The 22,560-nt window shown below is 39.5% G+C and carries 21 protein-coding genes; 12 read left to right on the forward strand and 9 right to left on the reverse strand.

Annotation, left to right across the window (positions count from 1 at the left end; translation table 11 throughout):
• Positions 1-258: 258 nt before the first annotated feature.
• From DBR40_RS00445 to DBR40_RS00475, 7 genes are all read left to right on the forward strand, one after another.
• A complete protein-coding gene (locus DBR40_RS00445) occupies positions 259-1,239 on the forward strand; it encodes a basic secretory protein-like protein (RefSeq protein ID WP_124557842.1) in 981 nt (326 codons plus the stop codon).
• Between the two features lie 136 nt (positions 1,240-1,375).
• Positions 1,376-2,047, forward strand: a complete 672-nt coding sequence (locus tag DBR40_RS00450) for a basic secretory protein-like protein (RefSeq protein WP_124557843.1) — start codon at positions 1,376-1,378, stop codon at positions 2,045-2,047.
• Between the two features lie 39 nt (positions 2,048-2,086).
• Positions 2,087-4,375, forward strand: a complete 2,289-nt coding sequence (locus DBR40_RS00455; protein WP_124557844.1) for a GH92 family glycosyl hydrolase — start codon at positions 2,087-2,089, stop codon at positions 4,373-4,375.
• Between the two features lie 98 nt (positions 4,376-4,473).
• A complete protein-coding gene (locus DBR40_RS00460) occupies positions 4,474-5,883 on the forward strand; it encodes a DUF1080 domain-containing protein (protein WP_124557845.1) in 1,410 nt (469 codons plus the stop codon).
• A gap of 11 nt (positions 5,884-5,894) precedes the next feature.
• Positions 5,895-7,838 carry a c-type cytochrome gene (locus DBR40_RS00465; RefSeq protein ID WP_124557846.1) on the forward strand — a complete coding sequence of 648 codons (1,944 nt, stop codon included), beginning with the start codon at positions 5,895-5,897 and terminating at the stop codon, positions 7,836-7,838.
• Between the two features lie 269 nt (positions 7,839-8,107).
• Positions 8,108-8,797: a ribose-5-phosphate isomerase RpiA gene (gene rpiA / locus DBR40_RS00470; protein WP_124557847.1), complete on the forward strand. Its 690-nt coding sequence runs from the start codon at positions 8,108-8,110 to the stop codon at positions 8,795-8,797.
• Between the two features lie 370 nt (positions 8,798-9,167).
• A complete protein-coding gene (locus tag DBR40_RS00475; RefSeq protein ID WP_124557848.1) occupies positions 9,168-9,557 on the forward strand; it encodes a LiaF transmembrane domain-containing protein in 390 nt (129 codons plus the stop codon).
• Between the two features lie 258 nt (positions 9,558-9,815).
• Here DBR40_RS00475 and DBR40_RS00480 read toward each other — a convergent pair whose 3' ends face one another.
• Positions 9,816-10,805 carry a GlxA family transcriptional regulator gene (locus DBR40_RS00480; RefSeq protein ID WP_124557849.1) on the reverse strand — a complete coding sequence of 330 codons (990 nt, stop codon included), beginning with the start codon at positions 10,803-10,805 and terminating at the stop codon, positions 9,816-9,818.
• A gap of 159 nt (positions 10,806-10,964) precedes the next feature.
• On the opposite strand from DBR40_RS00480, the gene DBR40_RS00485 reads away from it, so the two are divergent.
• The 5 genes from DBR40_RS00485 to DBR40_RS00505 all read left to right on the forward strand — a co-directional run bounded on the left by DBR40_RS00485 (position 10,965) and on the right by DBR40_RS00505 (position 14,680).
• Entirely contained in the window at positions 10,965-11,375 is a 411-nt protein-coding gene (locus tag DBR40_RS00485) for a transcriptional regulator (protein WP_124557850.1), read from the forward strand.
• Positions 11,376-11,381: 6 nt separating this feature from the next.
• Entirely contained in the window at positions 11,382-11,795 is a 414-nt protein-coding gene (locus DBR40_RS00490) for a VOC family protein (protein ID WP_124557851.1), read from the forward strand.
• 1 nt (position 11,796) lies between these two features.
• Positions 11,797-12,174, forward strand: a complete 378-nt coding sequence (locus DBR40_RS00495; protein WP_124557852.1) for a DoxX family protein — start codon at positions 11,797-11,799, stop codon at positions 12,172-12,174.
• Positions 12,175-12,260: 86 nt separating this feature from the next.
• Positions 12,261-13,580 carry a DUF3887 domain-containing protein gene (locus DBR40_RS00500; protein ID WP_124557853.1) on the forward strand — a complete coding sequence of 440 codons (1,320 nt, stop codon included), beginning with the start codon at positions 12,261-12,263 and terminating at the stop codon, positions 13,578-13,580.
• Between the two features lie 131 nt (positions 13,581-13,711).
• A complete protein-coding gene (locus tag DBR40_RS00505) occupies positions 13,712-14,680 on the forward strand; it encodes a YihY/virulence factor BrkB family protein (RefSeq protein ID WP_124557854.1) in 969 nt (322 codons plus the stop codon).
• A gap of 7 nt (positions 14,681-14,687) precedes the next feature.
• On the opposite strand, the gene DBR40_RS00510 is transcribed toward DBR40_RS00505, so the two are convergent.
• The 8 genes from DBR40_RS00510 to DBR40_RS00545 all read right to left on the reverse strand — a co-directional run bounded on the left by DBR40_RS00510 (position 14,688) and on the right by DBR40_RS00545 (position 22,543).
• Positions 14,688-15,110, reverse strand: a complete 423-nt coding sequence (locus DBR40_RS00510) for a secondary thiamine-phosphate synthase enzyme YjbQ (protein ID WP_124557855.1) — start codon at positions 15,108-15,110, stop codon at positions 14,688-14,690.
• A 21-nt stretch (positions 15,111-15,131) separates the two neighbouring features.
• Entirely contained in the window at positions 15,132-16,166 is a 1,035-nt protein-coding gene (locus tag DBR40_RS00515) for a DUF2157 domain-containing protein (RefSeq protein WP_124557856.1), read from the reverse strand.
• Between the two features lie 106 nt (positions 16,167-16,272).
• A complete protein-coding gene (locus DBR40_RS00520) occupies positions 16,273-18,486 on the reverse strand; it encodes a cation:proton antiporter (protein ID WP_124557857.1) in 2,214 nt (737 codons plus the stop codon).
• Between the two features lie 97 nt (positions 18,487-18,583).
• Positions 18,584-18,991 carry a hypothetical protein gene (locus tag DBR40_RS00525; protein ID WP_124557858.1) on the reverse strand — a complete coding sequence of 136 codons (408 nt, stop codon included), beginning with the start codon at positions 18,989-18,991 and terminating at the stop codon, positions 18,584-18,586.
• 4 nt (positions 18,992-18,995) lie between these two features.
• Positions 18,996-19,991: a bifunctional riboflavin kinase/FAD synthetase gene (locus tag DBR40_RS00530; RefSeq protein ID WP_124557859.1), complete on the reverse strand. Its 996-nt coding sequence runs from the start codon at positions 19,989-19,991 to the stop codon at positions 18,996-18,998.
• Positions 19,992-20,057: 66 nt separating this feature from the next.
• The gene (locus tag DBR40_RS00535; protein ID WP_124557860.1) at positions 20,058-20,918 is read right to left on the reverse strand and encodes a YitT family protein; all 861 of its coding nucleotides are present in this window, start codon (positions 20,916-20,918) and stop codon (positions 20,058-20,060) included.
• On the reverse strand, positions 20,915-21,646 hold the full coding sequence (gene truB, locus DBR40_RS00540) for a tRNA pseudouridine(55) synthase TruB (protein ID WP_124557861.1): 732 nt from the start codon (positions 21,644-21,646) through the stop codon (positions 20,915-20,917). The genes DBR40_RS00535 and truB overlap by 4 nt, the downstream gene beginning before the upstream one ends.
• Before the next feature lie 102 nt (positions 21,647-21,748).
• Positions 21,749-22,543, reverse strand: coding sequence for an undecaprenyl-diphosphate phosphatase (locus DBR40_RS00545; RefSeq protein ID WP_124557862.1), 795 nt, complete (start codon positions 22,541-22,543; stop codon positions 21,749-21,751).
• Positions 22,544-22,560: the final 17 nt, after the last annotated feature.

Genomic DNA, 22,560 nt, shown 5'->3' on the forward strand with positions numbered 1-22,560 from the left:
CCGCTGTGGCATTTGGCTGTGCGTTTAGTGAAAATTTCTGTCCCAAAAAGTCTGAATTAATTTTTGCTTACGTAGTAATATGCTTATTATTGCTTACTTAAACGTTTTAGTTTTATTTTAAAGCTATATTTTTTAGGTTTATCTTAAAATAATGTGTCGTTTTTTGATGCATCGCTACCCATACCAGCGAAGTTGTTTACCTAGCTATTTGATTTTTTAAGCCCACGTTCATATTTATCATACACCCAAACAAACCAAATGAAAAAGAAATTTTTAATCCTTGCCTTAGCCTCGCTTTTAGGTACCGGTGCTTTTGCTCAAAACCGTGGGCAAAGAGAATATAAAATTATCATTAACGATGCAGATAGTGTTACTAATGCCGATGTAGATGCCAAATTAAAGGCTGCTTTTTTTCAGGTTTATCCAGGTTTTGCTCAGGCAGATGGATACCGTACAAAAAGAAATGTGGAGCTGGATTTTGTAACCGACGAAACACCAACAATTAAGGCCAGAGCTGGAGAAATAAAAGTAAACAGCGAATGGGTTAAAAATAAATCGCAAAAGAAAATAGAAAAAGAGCTGTTTACTGCGCTTTCAAAAAACTGGGTTTCCTACAGCAAAGAAAAACATAAAGGCTATACCTTAACCTTAATCAGTAAAGACCCCAATTTAGATCCGGTGGTTAGAAAAAAACTCATTAAAACCTATTTCGAAATTTACCCTACACTGGTTAAAACCTTTAATAACAAATCTACTAACAATGTACTTTTTGTAGTCGATACGGCATATAAGGCTGTTGCAGAAGCCAGCGGAAACCGGATTCTTTTCAGTGCAGGTTATATGAAAGCACATCCTACTGATATCGATGTGGTAACACACGAAACCATGCACATTGTACAAGGCTATGGCTACAGTGCAGGTCCGGTTTGGTTAACCGAGGGCATTGCCGATTATGTGCGCTATAAATACGGGGTAGATAATGTAGGTTCTAAATGGAGCTTACCGGCATATAACGATAAACAGAGCTACAAAAATAGTTATCGCATTACCGCACGTTTTTTCGCATGGTTAGAGCAAAATGTAAAACCAGGATTAATTGCCACCTTGGATCAGCAGTTGAGGGCACACCAATACACCGAGCAATCGTGGGCAGCTTTAACCGGCAAAACTGTCGATCAGCTTTGGGAAGATTACAGTAAGGAACCACAAAAAGTAACGCTAACTTATAGCAGTAAATAATAACGCCTGGTTAGGGGGCGGGAAGTAAAATAATCGTTGGTAAAGTAAAATTTTTGATCATTTAGTAAAACGTTTTACATATTATATTTATTTTGCAGAACCAAACGTGCTAACCAAAGCCATAAATCTCAGATAAATGAAAAAAATATTCACCATTTCGATTTGTGCAATGCTGATTACGGCGCTTTCTGCACAGTTAAAAGCACAGGAAACTACCAAAAAGAGCGGTTACACCTTATCGTTCGAAAGTAATTTTGCAGAACTGGATCCACAGTTAAAAAAGCGTTTAATTAAAACATTTTTTGAAGTTTATCCAAAACTTGCAAAAGAGTATAACCCATCAACCATTAAAGAAGTGAAATTTTTTGTCGATACGGCATACAAAGGCGTTGCAGCAACGGCTGATGGCAAAGTAACTTTCAGTTCGCTGTGGATGGTGAAGCACCCAGAAGATATTGATGTAGTTACCCACGAAGTAATGCACATTGTACAGGATTATGGCCGTAGCGTTGGGCCGGGTTGGTTAACCGAAGGCATTGCCGATTATGCCCGTTACAAATTCGGCGTTGATAATGCCGGAGCCAAATGGGCATTGCCAGCTTTAAAACCAGAGCATAGTTATAAAAACAGCTACCGCATTACGGCAGCATTTTTTGCCTGGATGGAGAAAAGCATTAAACCGGGTACCATTAAAGCGGTTGATGCTTCACTAAGAGACCATACCTATACTAAAGAAATCTGGACGAAATTAACCGGAAAAGATTTAGATGCGCTTTGGGCTGATTACGTTAAAAATTCGCAAGTTTAAATAATAATTACACGCATATAAAAAACACGGACAAAACAAATGAAACGACTATTTATTGCCTTATTGGGTTTTGCGGCAACAACCAGCTTCGCACAAACCATAGGTAAGGTTACAGATCCGGTTGATTGGATAAATCCCCTGATGGGAACAGCATCCAAGCCGGCATTATCAAACGGAAATACCTACCCGGCAATTGGTTTGCCATGGGGAATGAATATGTGGACTCCACAAACCGGTAAAAGCGGCGATGGATGGGCCTATACCTACGATGCCGATAAAATCCGCGGTTTTAAACAAACCCACCAGCCGTCGCCATGGATGAATGATTACGGCGCTTTTTCTTTAATGCCCGTTACCGGTAAATTAAAATTTACTGACGATGACCGCGCAAGCTGGTTCAGCCATAAAGCAGAGGTTTCTAAACCTTACTACTATAGCGTTTATTTGGCTGATGCTGATGTAACCACCGAAATTACACCAACAGAAAGAGCGGCACAGTTCAGGTTTACTTTCCCTAAAACCGATAGTTCTTTTGTGGTAATTGATGCACAGAACAAAGGTTCTTACATTAAAATTATTTCGGCCGAAAGAAAAATTATCGGTTATACCTCCAAGTATGCCCGTGGCCCGTTGCCTAAAAATTTCAAAAACTACTTTGTAATCTATTTTAACAAAGATTTTAAATTGGCCAAAACCTGGGATGATAAAAAATTAAACGATAAAGATTTAGAGCTTACCGTTGATCATGCAGGTGCTGTTATCGGTTTTGCTACTCAAAAAGGCGAGCAGGTAATTGCAAAAGTTGCTTCTTCATTTATTAGTTTTGAGCAAGCCGATTTAAACTTAAAAAGAGAGCTGGCTAACGATGCTTTCGAAGCAACAAAAGCAAAAGGCCGTGCTACCTGGAACAAAACTTTAAGCAAAATTGCTGTTGAGGGTGGTACCATCGATCAAACGCGTACTTTTTACTCGGCCATGTACCGCACCTTGTTCTTCCCGAACAAATTGTACGAAATTGATGCACAGAACCAGATTGTACACTGGAGCCCGTATAACGGTCAGGTGTTACCAGGGTATATGTTTGCCGGAACAGGTTTCTGGGATACATTCAGGGCTTTATATCCTTTCTTAAACCTCGTTTATCCTTCAATTAACAAGGAAATGCAGCAAGGGTTAATTAACGACTATAAAGAAGGTGGTTGGTTGCCTGAATGGAGCAGCCCGGGGTATGCCAACATCATGGTGGGTAACAACTCTGCTTCAGTAGTTTCTGATGCTTATATCAAAGGGATGCGTGGTTACGATATTGAAACCTTATGGCAGGCGGTAAAACATGGTGCCAATAACGAAGGCCCTATGGAAGCTGTTGGTCGCGATGGCGTTAAATATTATAACGAATTAGGCTATGTACCTTTTGATGTTAAAAAGAACGAAAATGCAGCTAAAACTTTAGAGTATTCGTACGATGATTTCACCATTTACCAGCTGGGAAGAGCACTGGGTAAACCGGCATCAGAGATCGATATTTACAAGAAAAGGGCTCTGAACTACAAAAACCTTTTCGATCCGGCTTCAGGCTTAATGCGTGGTAAAAACCAGGATGGAACTTTCCAAAGCCCGTTTAGCCCGTTTAAGTGGGGGGGGGCATTTACCGAAGGTAACAGCTGGCACTATACCTGGTCGGTTTTTCAGGATATCGACGGTTTAGCGAAATTAATGGGTGGTCATCAGAAATTTGTAACCAAACTGGATTCAGTTTTCTCTATGCCTCCGGTGTTTGACGAAAGTGCTTATGGTGGCGTAATTCACGAAATCCGCGAAATGCAGATTGCCAACATGGGTCAGTACGCACACGGTAACCAGCCTATCCAACACATGATCTACCTGTACAACTATGGCGGTGCTCCTTATAAAACACAATATTGGGTGCGCGAAACCATGAACAGAATGTACAAAGCAACACCTGATGGTTATTGCGGAGACGAAGATAACGGACAAACTTCTGCCTGGTATGTGTTTTCGGCAATGGGTTTCTATCCGGTAACACCAGCTGTTGATCAGTATGTTTTGGGTGCGCCTTTGTTTAAAAAGGTAACCGTTACTTTAGAAAATGGTAAACAGTTAGTAATTAATGCGCCAGAAAACAGCGATAACAACCGTTATGTGCAATCATTGCAGATCAATGGTAAACCGTATTCAAAAAACTGGATCAGCCATAGTGGTATGCAGCAAGGTGCCGTGTTAAACTTTAACATGACAGCTACACCAAACAAAACACGTGGGGCAAATCCAGCCGATTTCCCTTATTCATTATCAACAGAAAAATAATTAATTTTACCTTTCCATTGAGTAGTAAACACCTGCTCAATGGAAATTTTAAGACACAGTTTGACCCTAATACGGTCGGCACAAATGAAACCAAATATATGATAAGAAACGTCTCAAAGACGAGTTTCACAGCCATGCTCTGGCTTTGTGGAACCTTGCTGGCATACGGCCAGCGCATCGAACTAAAAGATCTCTCTGCTTTCCGGAACCCTGGAAATTCATGGTCACTAGCCGAAAATGTTGTAGCCGATTTAAACGGTGAAAATATTTTGAAAGCAACCAAAGGTGAAGGAATTCTGGTTAATCAGTCAACAGCTAAAAAAGCCGGATCTGATTTGTTTACCGTAAGCGAATATGGTAACGTAGCAGTAGAACTTGACTATTTAACTTCCAAAGGTGCAAACTCTGGTATTTATCTTCAGGGTAATTACGAAATCCAAATTGATGATGCCTGGGGATTGAGAAACGCAACCTCATCAAACAACGGAGGTATTTACCAACGTTGGGATGACAGCAAGCCAGAAGCCGAAAAAGGTTTTGGTGGTATAGCTCCACGTCAGAATGCAAGTAAAGCACCTGGTTTATGGCAGCACATTAAAATTGTTTTCCAGGCACCAAAATTCGATGCATCTGGAAAGAAAACCGAAAATGCGAAAGTAATTAGTGTAGTGCTTAATGGGGTAACCATTCACGAAAATGTAGAATTGTTTGGTGCAACCCGTGGCGCTGCAGGTGCTGAAAAAGCTACCGGACCATTGCGTTTACAAGGCGATCATGGTAGCGTGGCTTTTAAAAACATTGTAATCACTGCGCTATCTGATATTCCTAAGTCAGACCAAAGAGGTGGTGCAGATCCGATTTATATCGAAGCAGCAAGCAACAACATGATCAGAAGCTTTGTAGATGTGTTACCAGGTGTACGTTCAGTACATGCTATTTCAGTAGGCGGACCAGAAAAAACGGCTTATAGCTACGATTTGGATAACGGAACCTTATTACAAGGTTGGCACGGCGATTTTATAGACGCAACACCAATGTGGGATGGCCGTGGTAATGGTACTTCACGTGCATTGGGTAGTGTTACCCGCTTTACCAGGAAACCTGTTTTAGCCATTTCAAAACTGGCAAATGCACAGGGTAAATGGGTTGCAGATACTGCTGGTACAGGTTTCCGCACAAGAGGATATGTATTGGATCAACAAGAAAGACCAACATTTAAATACAATATTTATGGTACCACAGTTGCCGATGCGGTAAAAGTGATGGAAAATGGACAAGGCTTAATAAGAGAAATTACTGTCGACAATGCTTCAAAAGATTTGTATTTCCTTTTAGCTACTGCTTCCAACATCGAAGAAGTATCGAAAGGTTTATACCTGGTTGATGACAAATCTTATTACATCCAGCTGGCTGATGGCGCTGCCAAACCAGTAATCAGAGATGTAGATGGCAAGAAAGAAATGGTTGTAGCCATTGGAAGTAAGTTGAATTATACCATTTTGTTTTAATTGTGATAGTAATGAGAAATACATTTAAGAAATTAGCAATACTGGCATTAAGTTTTAGCTTTACTACAGTTTTTGCACAGGAAACACCGAAAGAAGAAGATTTTTTCAAAATAAATAAAGTACGCGTACCCGAAGGACCTATTTTAGAGGTTGGTGGTTTAATTACCTTACCGAATGGCGATTTAGCCCTTTCTACCCGTAGAGGAGAAGTGTTTGTGGTAGAAAACCCAACAACAACCAAACCTTACTGGCGCAGATTTGCCTACGGCTTGCACGAAATTTTAGGTATTGCCTATAAAAATGGTGCGATTTACGTAGCGCAACGTGGCGAGTTAACCAAATTGGTTGATAAAGATCAGGATGGTAAAGCCGATGTGTACGAAACTGTATATGCATGGCCTTTAAGCGGTCACTACCACGAATATAGTTTCGGACCTAAATTAATGCCTGATGGTACTTTTATGGTTACCGCAAACGTTGCTTTCGGCGATGAAGAATGGTGGCGTGCGGAAAGCCGCGTACCTATGCGTGGTTGGGCCATGAACATTACCGAAGATGGTAAAATGAGCCCTTATGCAGCTGGTTTCCGTTCGCCTGCAGGTATTGGCGAAATTGATGGTAAATTTTATTATACCGAAAACCAGGGCGACTGGGTTGGCTCAGGTGGTTTATGGAAAGTAAACAAAGGCGATTTTATGGGGCACCCTGCAAGTTTAAGGTGGACCAACCTGCCAAACTCTCCCGTTAAACTACAATCTGATTTCTTTTATTCGCAAATAGATGAGCGTAGAACTAAAAATGAGCAGGGAAGATATATTAAGCCAGAAAACAGGGTAAATGAAACCTTCAAAACTTTGTTCGATATGAAGAAAGTATTTCCTGAGTTGCGTTTACCATCGGTTTGGTTGCCTTACGGTATTTTGGGTATCTCTTCTGCAGAGCCTGTTAAAATTCCTGAAAATACATTTGGTCCATTTGCAGGTCAGATTTTAGTTGGCGATCAGGGGATGAGTATCATTTCGAGGATTTTTATGGAAACCGTAAAAGGTGAAGAGCAAGGCGCAGCCTTCTTGTTCCGTAAAGGTTTCCGTTCGGGTGTATTAAGATTAGAGTGGGGAACCGATGGTTCGTTATTTGTTGGAGAAACCAACCGCGGCTGGGGATCGGCTGGTGATGCAAACGAAGGTTTAGAAAGATTGGTTTACAACAATAAAACACCTTTCGAGATGAAGGCCGTAAGGGCAATGCCTGATGGTTTCGAAGTTGAATTTACCATGCCGGTAGATCGTAAATCGGCCGAAGATTTAGCTTCTTACGATGCTGAAAGCTTTATTTATAAGTACCACCCGGTTTATGGTTCGCCACCGGTAAATACCGAGAAACTAAAAATTTCGGGTGTTAAAGTTTCGGCTGATGGATTGAAAGCAAGATTTATTGTTCAAAACCTGCGTCAGTATTATATCCATACTTTAACTTTAGATGGTATCCGTTCGCAGGATGGTTTCTATTCGCTGGTTCATCCGGTAGCTTATTATACCTTAAACCAGATCCCTGATGGAACTAAACTTACCATGAGTGAAGTGAGCATTAAAAACTCAGCAGCAGTACCGGCAGCATCTGCACCAGCTAAAAAAACGGTACCAGCAAAAAAAACAGCTGAAACAAAAACGCCTGCAACAACTGCAGCTACGGCAAAAGCACCAACTTTTAAAGAAGTAGAAGGTTTATTAACTAAAAATACTTGTCTGGCTTGCCACAACCAAACCAAAAGACAAATTGGCCCGCCGTTCGCAGAAATTGCAAAACGTAAATATTCACCTGAGAAAATATTTCAGTTGATCCACAATCCACAGCCACAAAACTGGCCGGGTTACTCAACTGAGATGCCTCCAATGCCTCAAGTAACTAAAGCCGAAGCTTTAAAAATTGCTGGTTGGATTAATTCTTTAAAATAAAAATAGCTTAAATTAGTAATAAGACGGTTGATGGAAACATCAGCCGTTTTTTTTGCAATTTGTACGTCACCCTGAATTTATTTCAGGGTCTTCCGCATATGATAGCAGAATCCACTTTAAAAAAGAAATGAGGATTCCACAATTGCAGAATCCCCATCATCTAAATTAACGCTCTCATATACATAAACGCTGTAAATAGGATTTATTGCCTGAGTTATAAATTTTTTTCGTTTTTGTAATCTTTATCATTTAACTCCTATTTTTACTTTATGGAAAAGACCACGCAAAACCAACAAGATGCCGAAAAACAGGCTGCAGCGCTTGCCGCTGTAAAATATGTTAAAGATGGCGATGTTGTGGGTTTGGGCACAGGTTCTACCACTACCTTTGCCATTAAAGCATTGGGCGAGCGTGTGCAGGAAGGTTTAAACATTACAGCTGCAGCAAGTTCTGTTGCCACAGAAAAACTAGCCAAATCTTTCGGTATCGAAATTCTTGATCTGGGTAGCTTAAGCAAGATCGATATCAGTATTGATGGGGCAGATGAATTTACCGAATCGCTCGATCTGATTAAAGGTGGCGGTGGTGCACTTTTCAGAGAGAAAATTATAGCTTCATTAAGTAAAAATGCCATCGTAATTGCCGATACTTCGAAAAAAGTTAAAGAACTTGGCGCTTTTACAGTACCTGTAGAGGTTATCCCACTGGCTTACCAGTATGTTTTCGACCAGATCGAATTATTAGGAGGGCAAGGCACGCTTAGGGTAAAAGAGAATAAAAACTTCATTACCGATAACGGAAACCTGATTATTGATGCTGATTTTGGCCTGATTAATAACCCTGCCAAGCTGGCTTCTGATCTCAATCAGATTAACGGCATCCTAGCCCATGGCTTATTTATTAATATCACTTCAAAAGTAATTATGAGCGAAGGGATGGAGATTGTCGTTTTTGAATAGGTAGTTCATTAGCTCAATTGTACATTGGTCAATAGTTCATGGTTTATAGCCTAATTCGTTATAGGTTTAGTTGTTCATAAGTTAATTGGTGATTGATCCATTGTTTATTGGTCATTGAAAATTGATTCTTTATTGTCTGCCAACTGTTTATTGAAAGCTGATAATTGGTTCTTGATTATTTTCCAACTGGTCATTGAAAACTGATAACTGCTTGCGCTACATTCACCGATAAAATTCCTTTCTCAAAAAATCTTCGAAAATTTTTACCGACGCTTTTATTTCACTCACCGATAAAACCGCTTAACTAGAGGAAAAGCCATTCGTCGGCCTGCATTTCTTGGCTACATTTGAAGTATAAAAACAAAAGGTCATGGAAACTTTCATCAAAAAAAATCACGCTGATAAACAATTTGGTTTAGGCATTTTAATCTTAGTAATCGGTTCGGTATGCTTACTTAGAAATTCGGGAATAGATATTCCGCACTGGATCTTAAAATGGCATACCATCATGTTAGGTATTGGTTTGTGGTTGGGCTATCGCAAAGATTTTACCGGTAGCGGCTGGCTGGCTTTAACCATCATTGGTGGTTTATTTACCCTTAAATCTATAACTGTTTTCGATTTCGACGTGTCAAGAATCAGCACGGCGCTGGTATTGATCGGATTAGGTTTGTATGTAATCTTAAAACCTAAAAAAGTGCAAAACTTCGATCAGTATTTTGATAAAAAACCAGTTGATTTTACTGATAAAGCAGAATAAAAATCATAACTCCATCATATATCTTAAAAAGGGACATTTTTTTAACAGGTGTCCCTTTTTTTATGACGTAAATTGCACGGGCGCATGGAGCCTGGAGACGGCTGTCGCCTATGCAAAAAAGAAACGGGGATTCCACCCTAAGGCAGCATCCCCGTCATCTAAATTAACGCTCTCACATACATAAACGCTATAAACGGAATATATTGTGTGAAAGTTAATTTTTTTTATAATTCATGGTTTTGAATTAAAGTTCTTAAATTAAACCTGCTGTAATACTGGAGTGGCTTTATGGTATTTATTGCGGTATTCAATTGGCGTTAAACCTGTAATTTTTTTAAAAACATCTCTGAATGATTTGGTATCAGTATAGCCAACATCGAACATCACTTCGGTAATATTTTTTCTGCTCGATTCGAAACTTCGCTTTGCAGCTTCAATTTTAACCCGCTGGATATATTCGATTACTGTATTTTTCGTAGCACTCTTAAATCGTCGCTCAAAACTTCTTCTCCCTAAAGCCAGCATATCCGCCAGTTGATCGACAGTGATTTTATCCTGATAATTTCCATCAATAAATTCCTGTGCTTTTTTAATTTTAGTATCTTCATGCCCTTTTTGCCCCTGAAACATCATAAAAGCCAGCTGACTTTCGCGGTCTATATCAATAGCAAAGTATTTGGCCGCCAAAATAGCGGTATCACGGTCGGTATATTTTTCTACCAGATACAAAAGCAGGTTCCAGTAAGAATTTGCACCACCACTTGAGTATAGGCCCTGTGCATCGGTAATTATGCTACCATCTACGAGCTCAACATCAGGAAACATTTCTTTAAACTGGTTGGCAAATAACCAGTGGGTAGAACATTTACGGCCATTTAACAAGCCTGTAGCAGCGAGTAAAAAAGCACCCAGACACAACGAAGCTACTTCTGCACCTTTTGCATGATGTTTTGTAATCCAGGGCAGCAAATCCCTGTTTACATCCATTGCGTAATCAACATTACCACTAATGGCCGGAACAAAAATAAGGTCTGTATTTTCAACTTCGTGCAAAAGCTTATCTGCATGTACCGAAAAAAGGCTGTTGTTTAAGCGTACTTCTTTAGTCATGGCCACAAGCTCTACTTTAAACAAAGGCAGCTTGCCCGATGCCTGTAAAAATTCGTTAACCGCAGTAAACAGGTAGCGCGGGTCGGCAATGGCTTCAATTACGGCAGTCTCGGGAATTAAGATAGATACATGTTTCATCTGTCTATTCTTGTTTTATTGGTTAGGTAAATCTCCCGGGTTGGGAGCCATTACAAATATAACAAGGTGTGTTGTCGTAAACAACCCCTTCAATTGTCGTTTCTGCAGGTTTAAGCTATCGGTTTCTGCCCGTATGTTTGTACTGTTAACTGTTAATTTATGGAAACCTACATTATAGAAGAAGATATTAAAGTGCTTTGCATTACTGCCAGTTCTTTCCCTGATGGTGTTTTGGCTGCACATCAACAATTACACGCATTGTTCCCGCCAAATAAACAGCGCATGTATTTTGGAATTAGCAGGCCCGATGCAACCAGAAAGGTTATATATAAGGCTGCTGTTACAGAAATGGCAGAAGAAGCGGGGAAAAATCCAGACCTGGAATATTTTACGATAAAAAAGGGCGATTACATCAGCGAGCTGATCCCGGATTTCATGGAAGATGTTTCGCAGGTTGGAAAAACTTTCGAAAAATTGCTGAATGAACCCAACATCGATCCCAATGGTTATTGTCTGGAAATGTATTTAAATGAAACCGATGTGCGCTGTATGGTGGGCATCCAAAAATAGAATCACGTGGCGCATATTAACTCTTATTTAACCTTCAACGGCAATTGTCGTGAGGCGATGATTTTCTATCAGGATTGTCTGGGTGGCGAATTAACGCTGCAAACCATCGGCGAATCACCCATAGCCCCTAAGATGCCCCATTATTTGGAGAAAAGCATTTTGCATGCGGTTTTGGCTAAAGATGACCTCGTAATTATGGCCACTGATATGGTAGAAGAGGTGGGTTTAATTAAAGGAAATGCCGTTTCGATGATGCTCAATTGCAGCTCGGAAGAAGAGGCACAAATTTTTTACCATAAACTTTCAACAGGAGGCAAAGCGGTACACCCTTTACAGGAAACATTTTGGGGTGCTATTTTCGGCGATTTAACCGATCGATATGGTAACAACTGGCTAATTAATTACGATAACAACCAATAAAATGAAAAAATTAAAGACATGGTACTGGGTGGTCACAATTATTTTTGCCCTAATGATGCTGATGGATGGCTTTGGTGGGGTAACACAACAGCAAGCAGGTAAAGAAGTACTAAAACACCTGGGCTACCCCATGTATCTCCTCATTATTGTGGGCATTGCAAAGCTGCTTGGCGCTTTAACCATTTTGCAGCAAAAGTTTACAGCTATCAAAGAATGGGCTTTTGCAGGTTTTGCCATTAATTTTATAGGCGCTTTTGCCTCGCGTGCCTTTGTTGGCGATGGCGTTGCACTTTTAATACCGCCGCTTGTAGCACTTGTAATCATGTTTATCCCCTACGTTTTATGGAAAAGGATGCAGGAAAATGTTAAAAATAGTTAAAACTAAATAGGTCGTTTGTTTACAAACTTTTGCATACCAAATATTATTAACTTTGGTACATTGCAACTCAAACAAACAAACCAAGCATGAAGAAAAGCATCCTATTTATAATTGCCTTACTGTTTACTACCACTGCATTTTCTCAAAATGTAATACAGTTATTTAACAGTGCCAACGACTTTTTTAAACTCTTACAGGAAGAGAAATTTACCCAGGCACACGCCTTTTTTGACGATACACTAAAAACAAAACTACCTGAGGAAAGTCTTAAAAAACTTTGGGGTGATATTGGAACCAAATTTGGTAAAGCCGAATCATTCGATGCCATTCAAAGCAAAATGCAAGGCGAATTTTTTTCGGTTACTGTTGAAGGTAAATTTGCCAACGGTGACCAGAATTTTATCCTGGGTTTCAATAAACAGCAAAAGATAGTGGGGATATTTCTCGCACCTTCAAAAAAAATAGCTACTTATTTAAAACCTAGTTATGTAGATACCAGTCTGTACCGTGAAAAATCGGTATATATTGGCCCTACCGGCAAACAACTGGCGGCAATTGTAACCACGCCAAAAAATGCCAAAAACTTTCCGGTTGTTGTTTTTGTACATGGCTCAGGGCCGGGTGATATGGATGAAACTGTCGGTGCCAATAAACCGTTTAAAGATTTAGCTGGTGGTTTGGCTTCAAAAGGTGTTGGTTCTATTCGTTATGTAAAGCGGACTTTAATTTATCCAAACGAGTTTGCAGCACCCTATACCGTAAAAGAAGAAGTATTGGATGATGCTGCGGCTGCTATCGCTGTGGCTAAAACCGTTACCGGTGCAGATCCAAAAAGTGTTTATTTATTTGGTCATAGTTTGGGCGGTATGCTGGCACCTAAAATGGCAACACTTACGCCTGATTTGGCTGGAATTATTTTGGCTGCAGCACCTGCCAGAAAGCTAACCGATATTATTGTTGATCAGAATAATTATATGTTTAACCTGGCAAACGATACCACTGTCGCATTTAAAAAGCAGCTTGCTGATGCCATGGTGGAGATTGACAAGAGCAGGATTACGCAATTAGGAACAACCATAAAACCCGATTCTATTATTCTGGGCCTACCTGCAAAGTATTGGGCCGACTTAAATTCATACAACCAGGTTACGGTTGCGAAGTCCTTAAGCAAACCTAAAATTTATGTTTTACAAGGTGGAAATGATTTTCAGGTGGGTAAAGCCGATTTCGATGTTTGGAGTGCAGCATTAGCTAAGAAGAAAAATGTGGTGCTGAAATTCTACCCGGATTTAAATCACCTTTTAAGCTCGCAAACCGAAAAAGGTACTATGGCACAATACCAGGCGGCGGTAAGTGTATCAGAAACTTTAGTGAACGATATTGTTCAATGGATTAAAGCCAAGTAACTTATATCAAGCGAATTGACTACAAAGCCCTGGTTTTAAACTGGGGCTTTGTGGTTTAGGCCTAAATATAACTACCAAACAATTCGAAAAAACGGCGGTTTAAATACTAACGTATCATCTTTGAACTGCATATGGCTAAGAACAAAATTACTTTAAAGGCAATATGGTGCGTTTTGAAAGCATCATTTACAGGTTTTACCGACCATAAGGTAACTAAGCTAAGCGGCTCTTTGGCTTATTATACCGTATTTTCGATGGCACCACTGTTAGTCGTAATTATTTCGCTTTGCGGCATATTTTTAGGACGCGAAATTGCCGAGGGGCAGGTGTATGCCCAGCTCGAAAGTTTTTTAGGTCGCGAGTCGGCCGTTTCCTTGCAGCAGTTGATTAAAAACGCTTATCTGGATGGAAAAAGTACCATAGCGCTAATTATTGGTATCATTACGCTTTTAATTGGAGCAACAACAGTTTTTGGCGATATCCAGGATTCGATTAATACCATTTGGGGGCTTAAACCCAAACCTAAAAGAGGCTGGGTAAAAATGCTGCAAAACCGTTTTTTATCGTTCTCGGTAATTATTAGCCTAGGTTTTGTATTGTTGGTATCGCTGGCTATTACTTCGGTGCTTGATGCTTTTAGCAAAGGATTACAGGCAAGGTTTGAAGATGTATCGATAGTCGTTTTTTATATCTTAAATCAGATTGTTACGCTTGCTGTGATTTCATTAATATTCGGTGTAATATTTAAAGTTTTACCTGATGCCATCATTAAATGGAAAGATGTTGCAGCAGGAGCAATCGTAACCGCCGTTTTGTTTATGATCGGTAAGTTTGCTATTTCCCTTTACATTGGGCAAAGCAATGTTGGCGGTACTTATGGTGCAACGGGTTCGTTGGTAGTGGTATTACTCTGGACTTATTATTCTTCTATTATCCTATATTTTGGTGCCGAATTTACCAAAGCCTATGCTGTAGCTTTTGGATCGGAAATTTACCCCTCACATTATGCTGTGACCACAAAAGAAATTGAAATAGAAACCGGAAATAATTCTGTTCAGGATAATCACCCGGAAATTAAAGAAGAAGTAAAAAAAGCTTAAGGCAGGATTAAGTGCCCCAGGCGGTAATAATCAGGTTTCTTTTCCCGCCATAATTACGGTGTTCGCATAGGTAAATACCTTGCCAGGTACCCAGAGCCAACCGGCCATTACGAATAGGGATTGTTACCGAGCTACCTAAAAGTACAGCTTTTAAATGTGCGGGCATATCATCCGATCCTTCGTAATCATGTTCATAATCAGGATCGTTTTCTTTTACTGTTTTATTAAAGAACATTTCAAAATCTATTCTCACAGTAGGGTCGGCATTTTCGTTGATGCTAAGTGATGCAGAAGTATGCTGAATAAAAACCTGGCATAATCCTACAGAAATTTCGGCAATCTGGGGTAAGGCGTATTCAATTTCGCTGGTAATGATATGGAAGCCTCTTTTTCTTTCTCTGAGTGTTAGGGCTTGCTGATATATTTTCATAGGTTTTAAAGCGAAAGCATTTTATTTTAAAAACTCCACATTCCATATCTTTTCTGCTTTTCGTCCAATAAGCCAAAAAGAGGCCGCAAGAACCGAAAAGAATAATGCTTTGTGCCAACTATCCCAAAAGTACTCAAAGTAGCGAGTATAGAGGTTAATGAATAAAAATGTGATGCCAAATTCGCGGGCAATATCATCGCGGTATTTTAAACCAAATAAGGTGCTGACTACACAAATCGCAGCCGAAATTAATGCCCAGTAAAATAAGCTAAGCTGTCTTATTTTATACCACTCATCCAGACTTGCAAAATTGCCAAATACTGATAGCGCCCATAGCGATACAAATAAGTATACCATGCCGGCCAGATAAGTTACCTGAAAAAATTGTTGAGTTTTAGGAATCGCTTTCATGATGAAAGATGCAGCAGTTAATGTGGCTCCGAAAACAACAAAGCGCAGGGGATAGTTCATGCCGAGGAAATAGTAATTCCAGCGGCTGAGATAGCCTGTTTCGGTACCAAACCAGGCCCCTAAAGAGATCAATGCAAAAATCCAGATCAGCCTTGAATTAAAGATATAACCTAATACGCCGTAGATAAAAACAGAAATGAGGATAAGAATAGAAAAATTGCCCGATCCGTTATCCAGCGCTTTACCAAAATAAGCAATGGCGTTTGCTGTTAGTAAAATAGCTGAAAAGACAATGGCTTCGTTGCTGAATTTTAAATGGGGTAATTTCTTTTTTCGCCTGAAACCTAAAATATATAACCAGCCTGCCAAACCGCCCGAAACAATGGCGATTACAATGTTGGGTGTATTGTAGACCCTTTTCAGGTAATCTAAAATCGAATTATCTATCAGTAAAGAGCCCAAGGCAATAAATCCACAGGCCAGTGCCACCCAAAAGGCATACTGCGCGAGGCGTAACCAGTCGAAATTTTTGGCTTCATAACTTTTACGTAGCTTGTTGCCTGTATCTTCGGTAATCAAGCCATCGCTTTGCCATTGCTCAATCATATCATCCAGAAATTCACTCTTTTCTCTGTCGACTTTCATAGGTTAGGTTCTGTACGAAGATATGTTTTTAATTCATTAGTCCGAAGTTTTTAGTTACGAAGCTAAGTGTATTGACTTCCAGCTCGGGACTAATGAATCCTGGCTTTTAAATAACCTCTTTAATCTTCTTATTGTTTCCTACAATCCAGATTACATCACCCGTATCGAAAACAAAATCAGACGAAGGATTTAAGATGCGGTCGGCACCACGTTCAATACCCACAATCAGCGCCTGTGCTTTCTCACGGATTCCGGCATTTCTAATACTCAAACCATATACCGGCGATTCGGCATGTACAACTACTTTTTGCAAGGTCATTTCTTTGTTTGGGAAATTGTTTTCCTCAACCGTTTCGGGCTTATCTACTTCTAAAATAGCTTTTACAGCTGCCAGCTGGTCGTCAGCTCCGATTAGTAGCAATTTATCATTAGGATAAAGTCTTTCGTCTCTGCCCGGAGTAGGGATATTGATTCTACCACGCTCAATCAGTGCAATATTTACTCCGTATTTTTCCCTGATCATTAATTCGGTAAGCGTTTTGCCTACGACTTCCGATTCAGCCGAAACGGTCAATTCAGTTAAGTGAGTATCCCAAGGTAAGATATCGGGTTTCCGGTTTTCTCTTGCATTTAGGTTTAAAATAAAGCGCCTTTCCAGTTTATCGTAAAACGATTGCAGTTTTCTCGAAAAAATAACCATACCGAAAATAATCAGACCAAGCGCAATAACGGCTGCAATCCAGGTATCGAAGAATTCGTACATTAAAAAGCCAACAAAAAATATTCCCAATGCAATCCTGAAAAACTCAATGGCAATTAGTGGCCCGCGGGTATATTTTTTATTCAGCCACAAGTGGGAGTAGGCTGTTTTTTGAATTCTCCGGATAGACAATGCCCATAAAAATGGCGACATGAGTATAAATGAAGCGATTACGCTGATAATAATAGAGATTAGGCTATCCGCAATATTGCGCACAATAAAAGGTTGTACGTAACGGTAAGCCAGAAATATAATGGCAATGATAATAACCGAATGGATAATGGTATTGAAAATATACGACCGTAATAAAACTTTCCAGTCGCTTAAAGTAGTAATACCCTCGGTACTCGAACTGTAGCGTTCAATTCCATCCTGCCATTTTTGAGGTAAAACACGTTTTAAAAACTCATAAAATGGTTCTGATAGTTTAATCAGGTATGGTGTGGTAAAAGTGGTAATAGCCGCGGAAGCTACTGCAATAGGATAGAGGAAATCGCTGGTAACCTTAAGTGTTAAACCCAACGATGCGATGATAAAGGAGAACTCACCAATTTGGGCCAAACTCATACCCGATTGTACCGAAGTTTTTAAAGGCTGGCCAGACAATAAAGCACCTAAAATGGTGAAGATAATTTTACCGATAACAATTACCAGGGTAGCGAACAAAATAGGTACCCAGTATTTTACCAGCATGGCGGGATCTATAAGCATACCAACAGAAACAAAAAACACTGCTGCAAATAGATCCTTTACCGATTTGGTAAGATGTTCGATTCTTTCGGCCTGGGTGGTTTCGGCTAAAATAGAGCCCATGATAAACGCTCCCAAAGCAGGAGAGAAGCCTACCTTATCGGCCAGTAATACCATAACTAAACATAAGGCAAGCGAAACCACGAGCATGGTTTCATCGTTCATTAACTTTCGGGTAGCCTTTAAAAAAGACGGGACCAAAAATATACCGCCCAAAAACCACAAAACTAGGAAAAAGGCCAGTTTTAAGATAGAATAAAGCATTTCGGTACCTGCCGATTGCTGGCTTACGGCCAGGGTAGAAAATAGCACCAGCAGTAAAATAGCCACCAGATCTTCTACAATTAAGACTCCGAAAACCAGTCCGGCAAATTTTTTATGTTTGAGGCCAAGCTCTTCAAAGGCCTTGATGGTAATCATAGTAGAGGAGATTGATAAAATCCCACCCAGGAACAGGCTGTCCATATCAGACCAGCGCATGGCTTTACCTACAAAGTAACCGGCCAAAATGATAAACAGTACTTTTACAATGGCTGTAATGGAAGCAGAACCGCCAACTTTAACAAGTTTTTTAAAACTGAACTCTAAACCTAAACTGAAAAGCAGGAAAATTACCCCGATTTCGCCCCAAATGTTAATGCTTTTGGTATCGGTAACAGAAGGGAAAAAATCAAGGTGCGAGCCAACCAAAAGCCCCGCAAGTATATAGCCCAAAACAAGGGGCTGTTTAATTTTTTTAAATATAAGTGTGGTTATCCCTGCGGCAGCAAGAATTAACCCTAAATCGGCAATTAAATCTGGTAAATGCATCTATAAAAATGAGTAATGATATTAAATAATTTATGTTCGGGCCAAAACCCGACATTTTTAATTGTACCACATTGCTGCGGTTAAAAAATGAAATTACTTACCAAAAAACATGTTTTGGGTACAGCATTTTAAAAAGGCACCAATAATTATAATTTAATCTTTTGATTACAGCTTTGGTATAGGCAGTGTTGTACTTAAAGAAAAGAAACACTAAAAAAATAAGTAGCAAAAAAGCCGATGAAGATATTTTAACGATAGGGTTATTGATCAGGTCTTTTTGCAGACTATCATTGTCGGGTTGAAAATCGCTGGTGATTTTCTTAATCTTTTTGCTGGTTATGAAACTTATTTTTTGATTTTTGGGCAAGACATCATCTTGTTTTTTCTGCGATGCGTGTACCGCAAAAGGAATAGAAATGGCACAAAAGAAAATAATATAAAAAAGCCTCATTGCTGCTAATATAACGAAAATGAGGCTTTTTTGAAAGAAAAAACGTGATTTCATGCTTTTAACTAATCGTTTCAAAAAAAGCTAAAGTAGCTTCCTTGTCTTTTTGTAACTGAAGGGTTAAAGCTTCTAAGCCGGTAAATTTTACGTCGTGGCGTAAGAATTTTAGGAAGTTCATTTTAATATCCTGGCCATAAATTTCCTGGTTAAAATCAAAAATATTAACCTCAATATTTCTGGTCATACCGTTTATGGTAGGTCGTTGTCCAATATAAGCCATGCCTTCGTAGACAGTTTTGAGTTCGGGGCTTGAAGTTTGGAGTTGCTTAGCCTCTAAATTCTCAACGCTAAACTCCGAACTCATTTCTACCGTTACAGCGTAAATACCGTCGCCGGGAATAAGTTTATAGGTTTCTTCTACAAAGATATTCGCCGTTGGAAAACCAATCGTACGGCCAATTTTATCGCCTTTAATTACCCTGCCGAAAATAGAAAAGGGATAGCCCAGATAATCGCTGGCCAAACTTACATCGCCCGCTAAAAGCGCCTGACGTATTTTGGTCGAACTTACGGCCACATCGTGAATATCCTGCTCCATAATTTCTTCAACCGTAAAGCCATAATGCAGTCCGGCGGCTTTCAAATCAGTTAAATTGCCCGAACGGTCTTTGCCAAAGCGGTGATCGTAACCAATGATAATGTGTTTTGTACCAATATTATCAACCAAAGTGTTTTTAATATAATCTTCGGGCAGTTGATTAGAAAAATCGCGGGTAAACGGGGTAATAATTAGATGATCTACCCCCAGGTTTTTCAAAATATCGGCTTTCTCGTTAATGGTGTTGATCATTTTTAGCTCCTGGTTTTCAGGATCGATGATCATTCTCGGGTGCGGGAAAAAAGTAAGGATTACACTTTCACCGTTATCGGCTTTTGCCTTTTCAACCAGTTGTTTAATAATTTTCTGGTGCCCGAAATGTACGCCATCAAAGGTGCCGATGGTTACAATAGCATTATCTAATTTCGAAAACTCGGATAGGTTATGGTATATTTTCAATGTTATTAAATTAAAATCATTGCCATTACAGCAAAACTAAATCAACGCAAATTTGCGACCAAAAGCTTAAGGCAGAGTGTGCCTTTTTACTACTCCGCCTTTTAAATCAGCAATTTGTTGTTGTATCACAAAAGCATCAGCATCTATCTGCCTGATAGCAGTTTGTAATTTGCTCATTTCTAGCTTGGTTACTACGGTAAAAATAATATCTATATCTTTCTTTTCGCCATAGCCACCCTCGCCTTTATAAATGGTAACGCCGCGTTTCATCTCTTTAATAATGAAGTTTTTAATCTCTTCCTGATGCTCGGAGATGATGGTAACGCCGGTATATTGTTCTATGCCGTTTACAATAAAATCGATAGTGCTTGAAGCCGATAAATAGGTTAAAATGGCATAAAGCGCTGTTTCGATGTTTAAAAAATACGCTGCAAAGGCAAAAATGATGATGTTTAAAATGAGAATGATATTGCCAACAGTAAGGATACTGTTTTTACTGATGTAAAGTGCCAGTACCTCGGTGCCATCGATTACGCAACCGCCGCGCATGGCCAAACCAATGCCTCCGCCCAAAAACAACCCGCCGAAAAAGGCAATTAACAATTTATCGTGGGTAATGGGTTGGAAGGGTAGAAAAATTAAGGCCAGTGAAAGTGCTGCAATGGCAATGGCGGTTTTAAATGCAAATCCCTTACCAATTTGCCGGTAGCCTAATATCACAAACGGAATGTTGATGAGGGCAATAAGGTAAGATAAATTCCAACCCGTTAGGGTGCTTAGTAAAAGCGAAATACCGGTTACGCCTCCATCTATAAAATGGCTCGGCATTAAAAAGCTTTTTAAGCCAAAACATGCCGAAGTTACACCTGCAACGATTAAAAAGATTTCTTTTACAAATCTGGTGTTCCTGTTTTTAATGTGGTTCATACCTCCGCCTGGGTTTTTGCTTCTTCTTTCTTGCTACGAATATAATTAACAAGTTCTAATACCTCAAACGCATCTTTAAGCAAAAAGTTTCCGCTGCGGGTACGGGTGAGTTTAGAAAGATAGGCGCCGTTGTTAAGTTGTTTACCAAAATCGGATATTAGTGAACGGATGTAGGTGCCTTTGCTGCATACAACCCTAAAATCGATTTCGGGCAGTTCTATTCTGGTAATCTCGAATTCGGGAACACTTACAAAGCGTTTGCGCAGCTCTACTTCTTCGCCGAGCCTGGCTTTAACGTATAAACGCTCGCCATTTACCTTTACTGCAGAGTGTGCAGGTGGGTACTGCTCAATATCGCCAATAAATGGCTTGCAAGCCGCGTAAATTTCTTCGTTGGTAATCTGGCTGATATCGAAGGTTTCGTCTACCTCAGTTTCCATGTCGAATGATGGGGTAGTAGCGCCTAGTATCATGGTGCCGGTATATTCTTTTTCTTCTGCTTGAAAGGTATCAATTTGTTTGGTTAATTTACCTGTACAAATAATCAATAAACCTGTTGCAAGGGGATCTAACGTGCCGGCATGGCCAACTTTTAGCTTTAATGGTTTTAACGAATTACGGATTTTTCCGACCACATCAAATGAAGTCCATTTGTATGGCTTATTAATCAACAGCAATTCGCCTTCAGCAAATTTGAAATCTTTAAACTTTGGATTTTCGGTGCTCACAAATCTTTTTTGCGCAAAGATACAGATTCAATGTGGTTTGCTTAATTTTTTTTACCGCAGATGTAACAGATGCTTATTATCTGTGCTTAAGGTATTTTAGGCTTAAATAATTTGTAGGCTGTGGCCACTTAGCAAAAGGATGATAATAACCAAACCGGCAGCAATTCTATACCAGCCAAAAACCCTAAAGCCATTTTTGTTTAAATAACCAATAAAGCTCTTAATGGCTAAAAGTGCTACAATAAAGGCAACAACGTTACCAATAATTAGCAGATTGGTTTGTTCGTGGGTAATGGTATGACCTTCTTTATAAAAATCGTAAAGTTTTTTAGCAGTAGCCGCAAACATGGTTGGTACAGCAAGGAAGAACGAGAACTCAGCAGCAACCGTTCTGCTCAATTTTTGGCTCATACCACCAACTATAGTTGCTCCCGAACGCGAAACGCCTGGTATCATAGCAATACATTGAAAAAAACCGATTTTTAAAGCTGTTAAATAACTTACATTTTCTTCTTCGTTAATTGTAGGGTTGTTAAACCATTTATCAACAAATAACAAAATTATACCACCTGTTAAAAGAGAAATGCCAACAGCCATTGGACTCTCTAAAAGTTCATCTATCTTTTTGCTTAATAACAATCCAAATATGGCTGCAGGGATAAATGCAACCAATAATTTAATGTAAAAGCCTATTGTTTTAAAGAACCTTTTAAAGTAGAGTACTAAAACCGATAGAATGGCCCCAAGTTGAATGGCAATGGTAAATAACTTTACAAATGGATCTGATGCAATACCCATAAAAGATGATGCAATAATCATGTGTCCGGTACTCGAAACAGGTAAAAATTCAGTTAATCCTTCAACAATAGCAAGGACAATGGCTTCAAAAGAGTTCATATTTGTTTTGAAATAGC

Origin of the sequence: Pedobacter sp. KBW01 (genome assembly GCF_003852395.1) — a bacterium.
Taxonomy (GTDB): Bacteria; Bacteroidota; Bacteroidia; order Sphingobacteriales; family Sphingobacteriaceae; genus Pedobacter.

Coding starts and splice junctions, on each gene's coding strand:
- DBR40_RS00445 (WP_124557842.1), top strand. CDS start 259: ATGAAAAAGAAATTTTTAATCCTTGCCTTAGCCTCGCTTTTAGGTACC.
- DBR40_RS00495 (WP_124557852.1), top strand. CDS start 11,797: ATGAAAAAATTAAAGACATGGTACTGGGTGGTCACAATTATTTTTGCC.
- DBR40_RS00475 (WP_124557848.1), top strand. CDS start 9,168: ATGGAAACTTTCATCAAAAAAAATCACGCTGATAAACAATTTGGTTTA.
- DBR40_RS00515 (WP_124557856.1), bottom strand. CDS start 16,166: ATGAAAGTCGACAGAGAAAAGAGTGAATTTCTGGATGATATGATTGAG.
- DBR40_RS00480 (WP_124557849.1), bottom strand. CDS start 10,805: ATGAAACATGTATCTATCTTAATTCCCGAGACTGCCGTAATTGAAGCC.
- rpiA (WP_124557847.1), top strand. CDS start 8,108: ATGGAAAAGACCACGCAAAACCAACAAGATGCCGAAAAACAGGCTGCA.
- DBR40_RS00520 (WP_124557857.1), bottom strand. CDS start 18,486: ATGCATTTACCAGATTTAATTGCCGATTTAGGGTTAATTCTTGCTGCC.
- DBR40_RS00465 (WP_124557846.1), top strand. CDS start 5,895: ATGAGAAATACATTTAAGAAATTAGCAATACTGGCATTAAGTTTTAGC.
- DBR40_RS00525 (WP_124557858.1), bottom strand. CDS start 18,991: ATGAAATCACGTTTTTTCTTTCAAAAAAGCCTCATTTTCGTTATATTA.
- DBR40_RS00545 (WP_124557862.1), bottom strand. CDS start 22,543: ATGAACTCTTTTGAAGCCATTGTCCTTGCTATTGTTGAAGGATTAACT.
- DBR40_RS00535 (WP_124557860.1), bottom strand. CDS start 20,918: ATGAACCACATTAAAAACAGGAACACCAGATTTGTAAAAGAAATCTTT.
- DBR40_RS00500 (WP_124557853.1), top strand. CDS start 12,261: ATGAAGAAAAGCATCCTATTTATAATTGCCTTACTGTTTACTACCACT.
- DBR40_RS00510 (WP_124557855.1), bottom strand. CDS start 15,110: ATGAAAATATATCAGCAAGCCCTAACACTCAGAGAAAGAAAAAGAGGC.
- DBR40_RS00485 (WP_124557850.1), top strand. CDS start 10,965: ATGGAAACCTACATTATAGAAGAAGATATTAAAGTGCTTTGCATTACT.
- DBR40_RS00460 (WP_124557845.1), top strand. CDS start 4,474: ATGATAAGAAACGTCTCAAAGACGAGTTTCACAGCCATGCTCTGGCTT.
- DBR40_RS00450 (WP_124557843.1), top strand. CDS start 1,376: ATGAAAAAAATATTCACCATTTCGATTTGTGCAATGCTGATTACGGCG.
- DBR40_RS00455 (WP_124557844.1), top strand. CDS start 2,087: ATGAAACGACTATTTATTGCCTTATTGGGTTTTGCGGCAACAACCAGC.
- DBR40_RS00505 (WP_124557854.1), top strand. CDS start 13,712: ATGGCTAAGAACAAAATTACTTTAAAGGCAATATGGTGCGTTTTGAAA.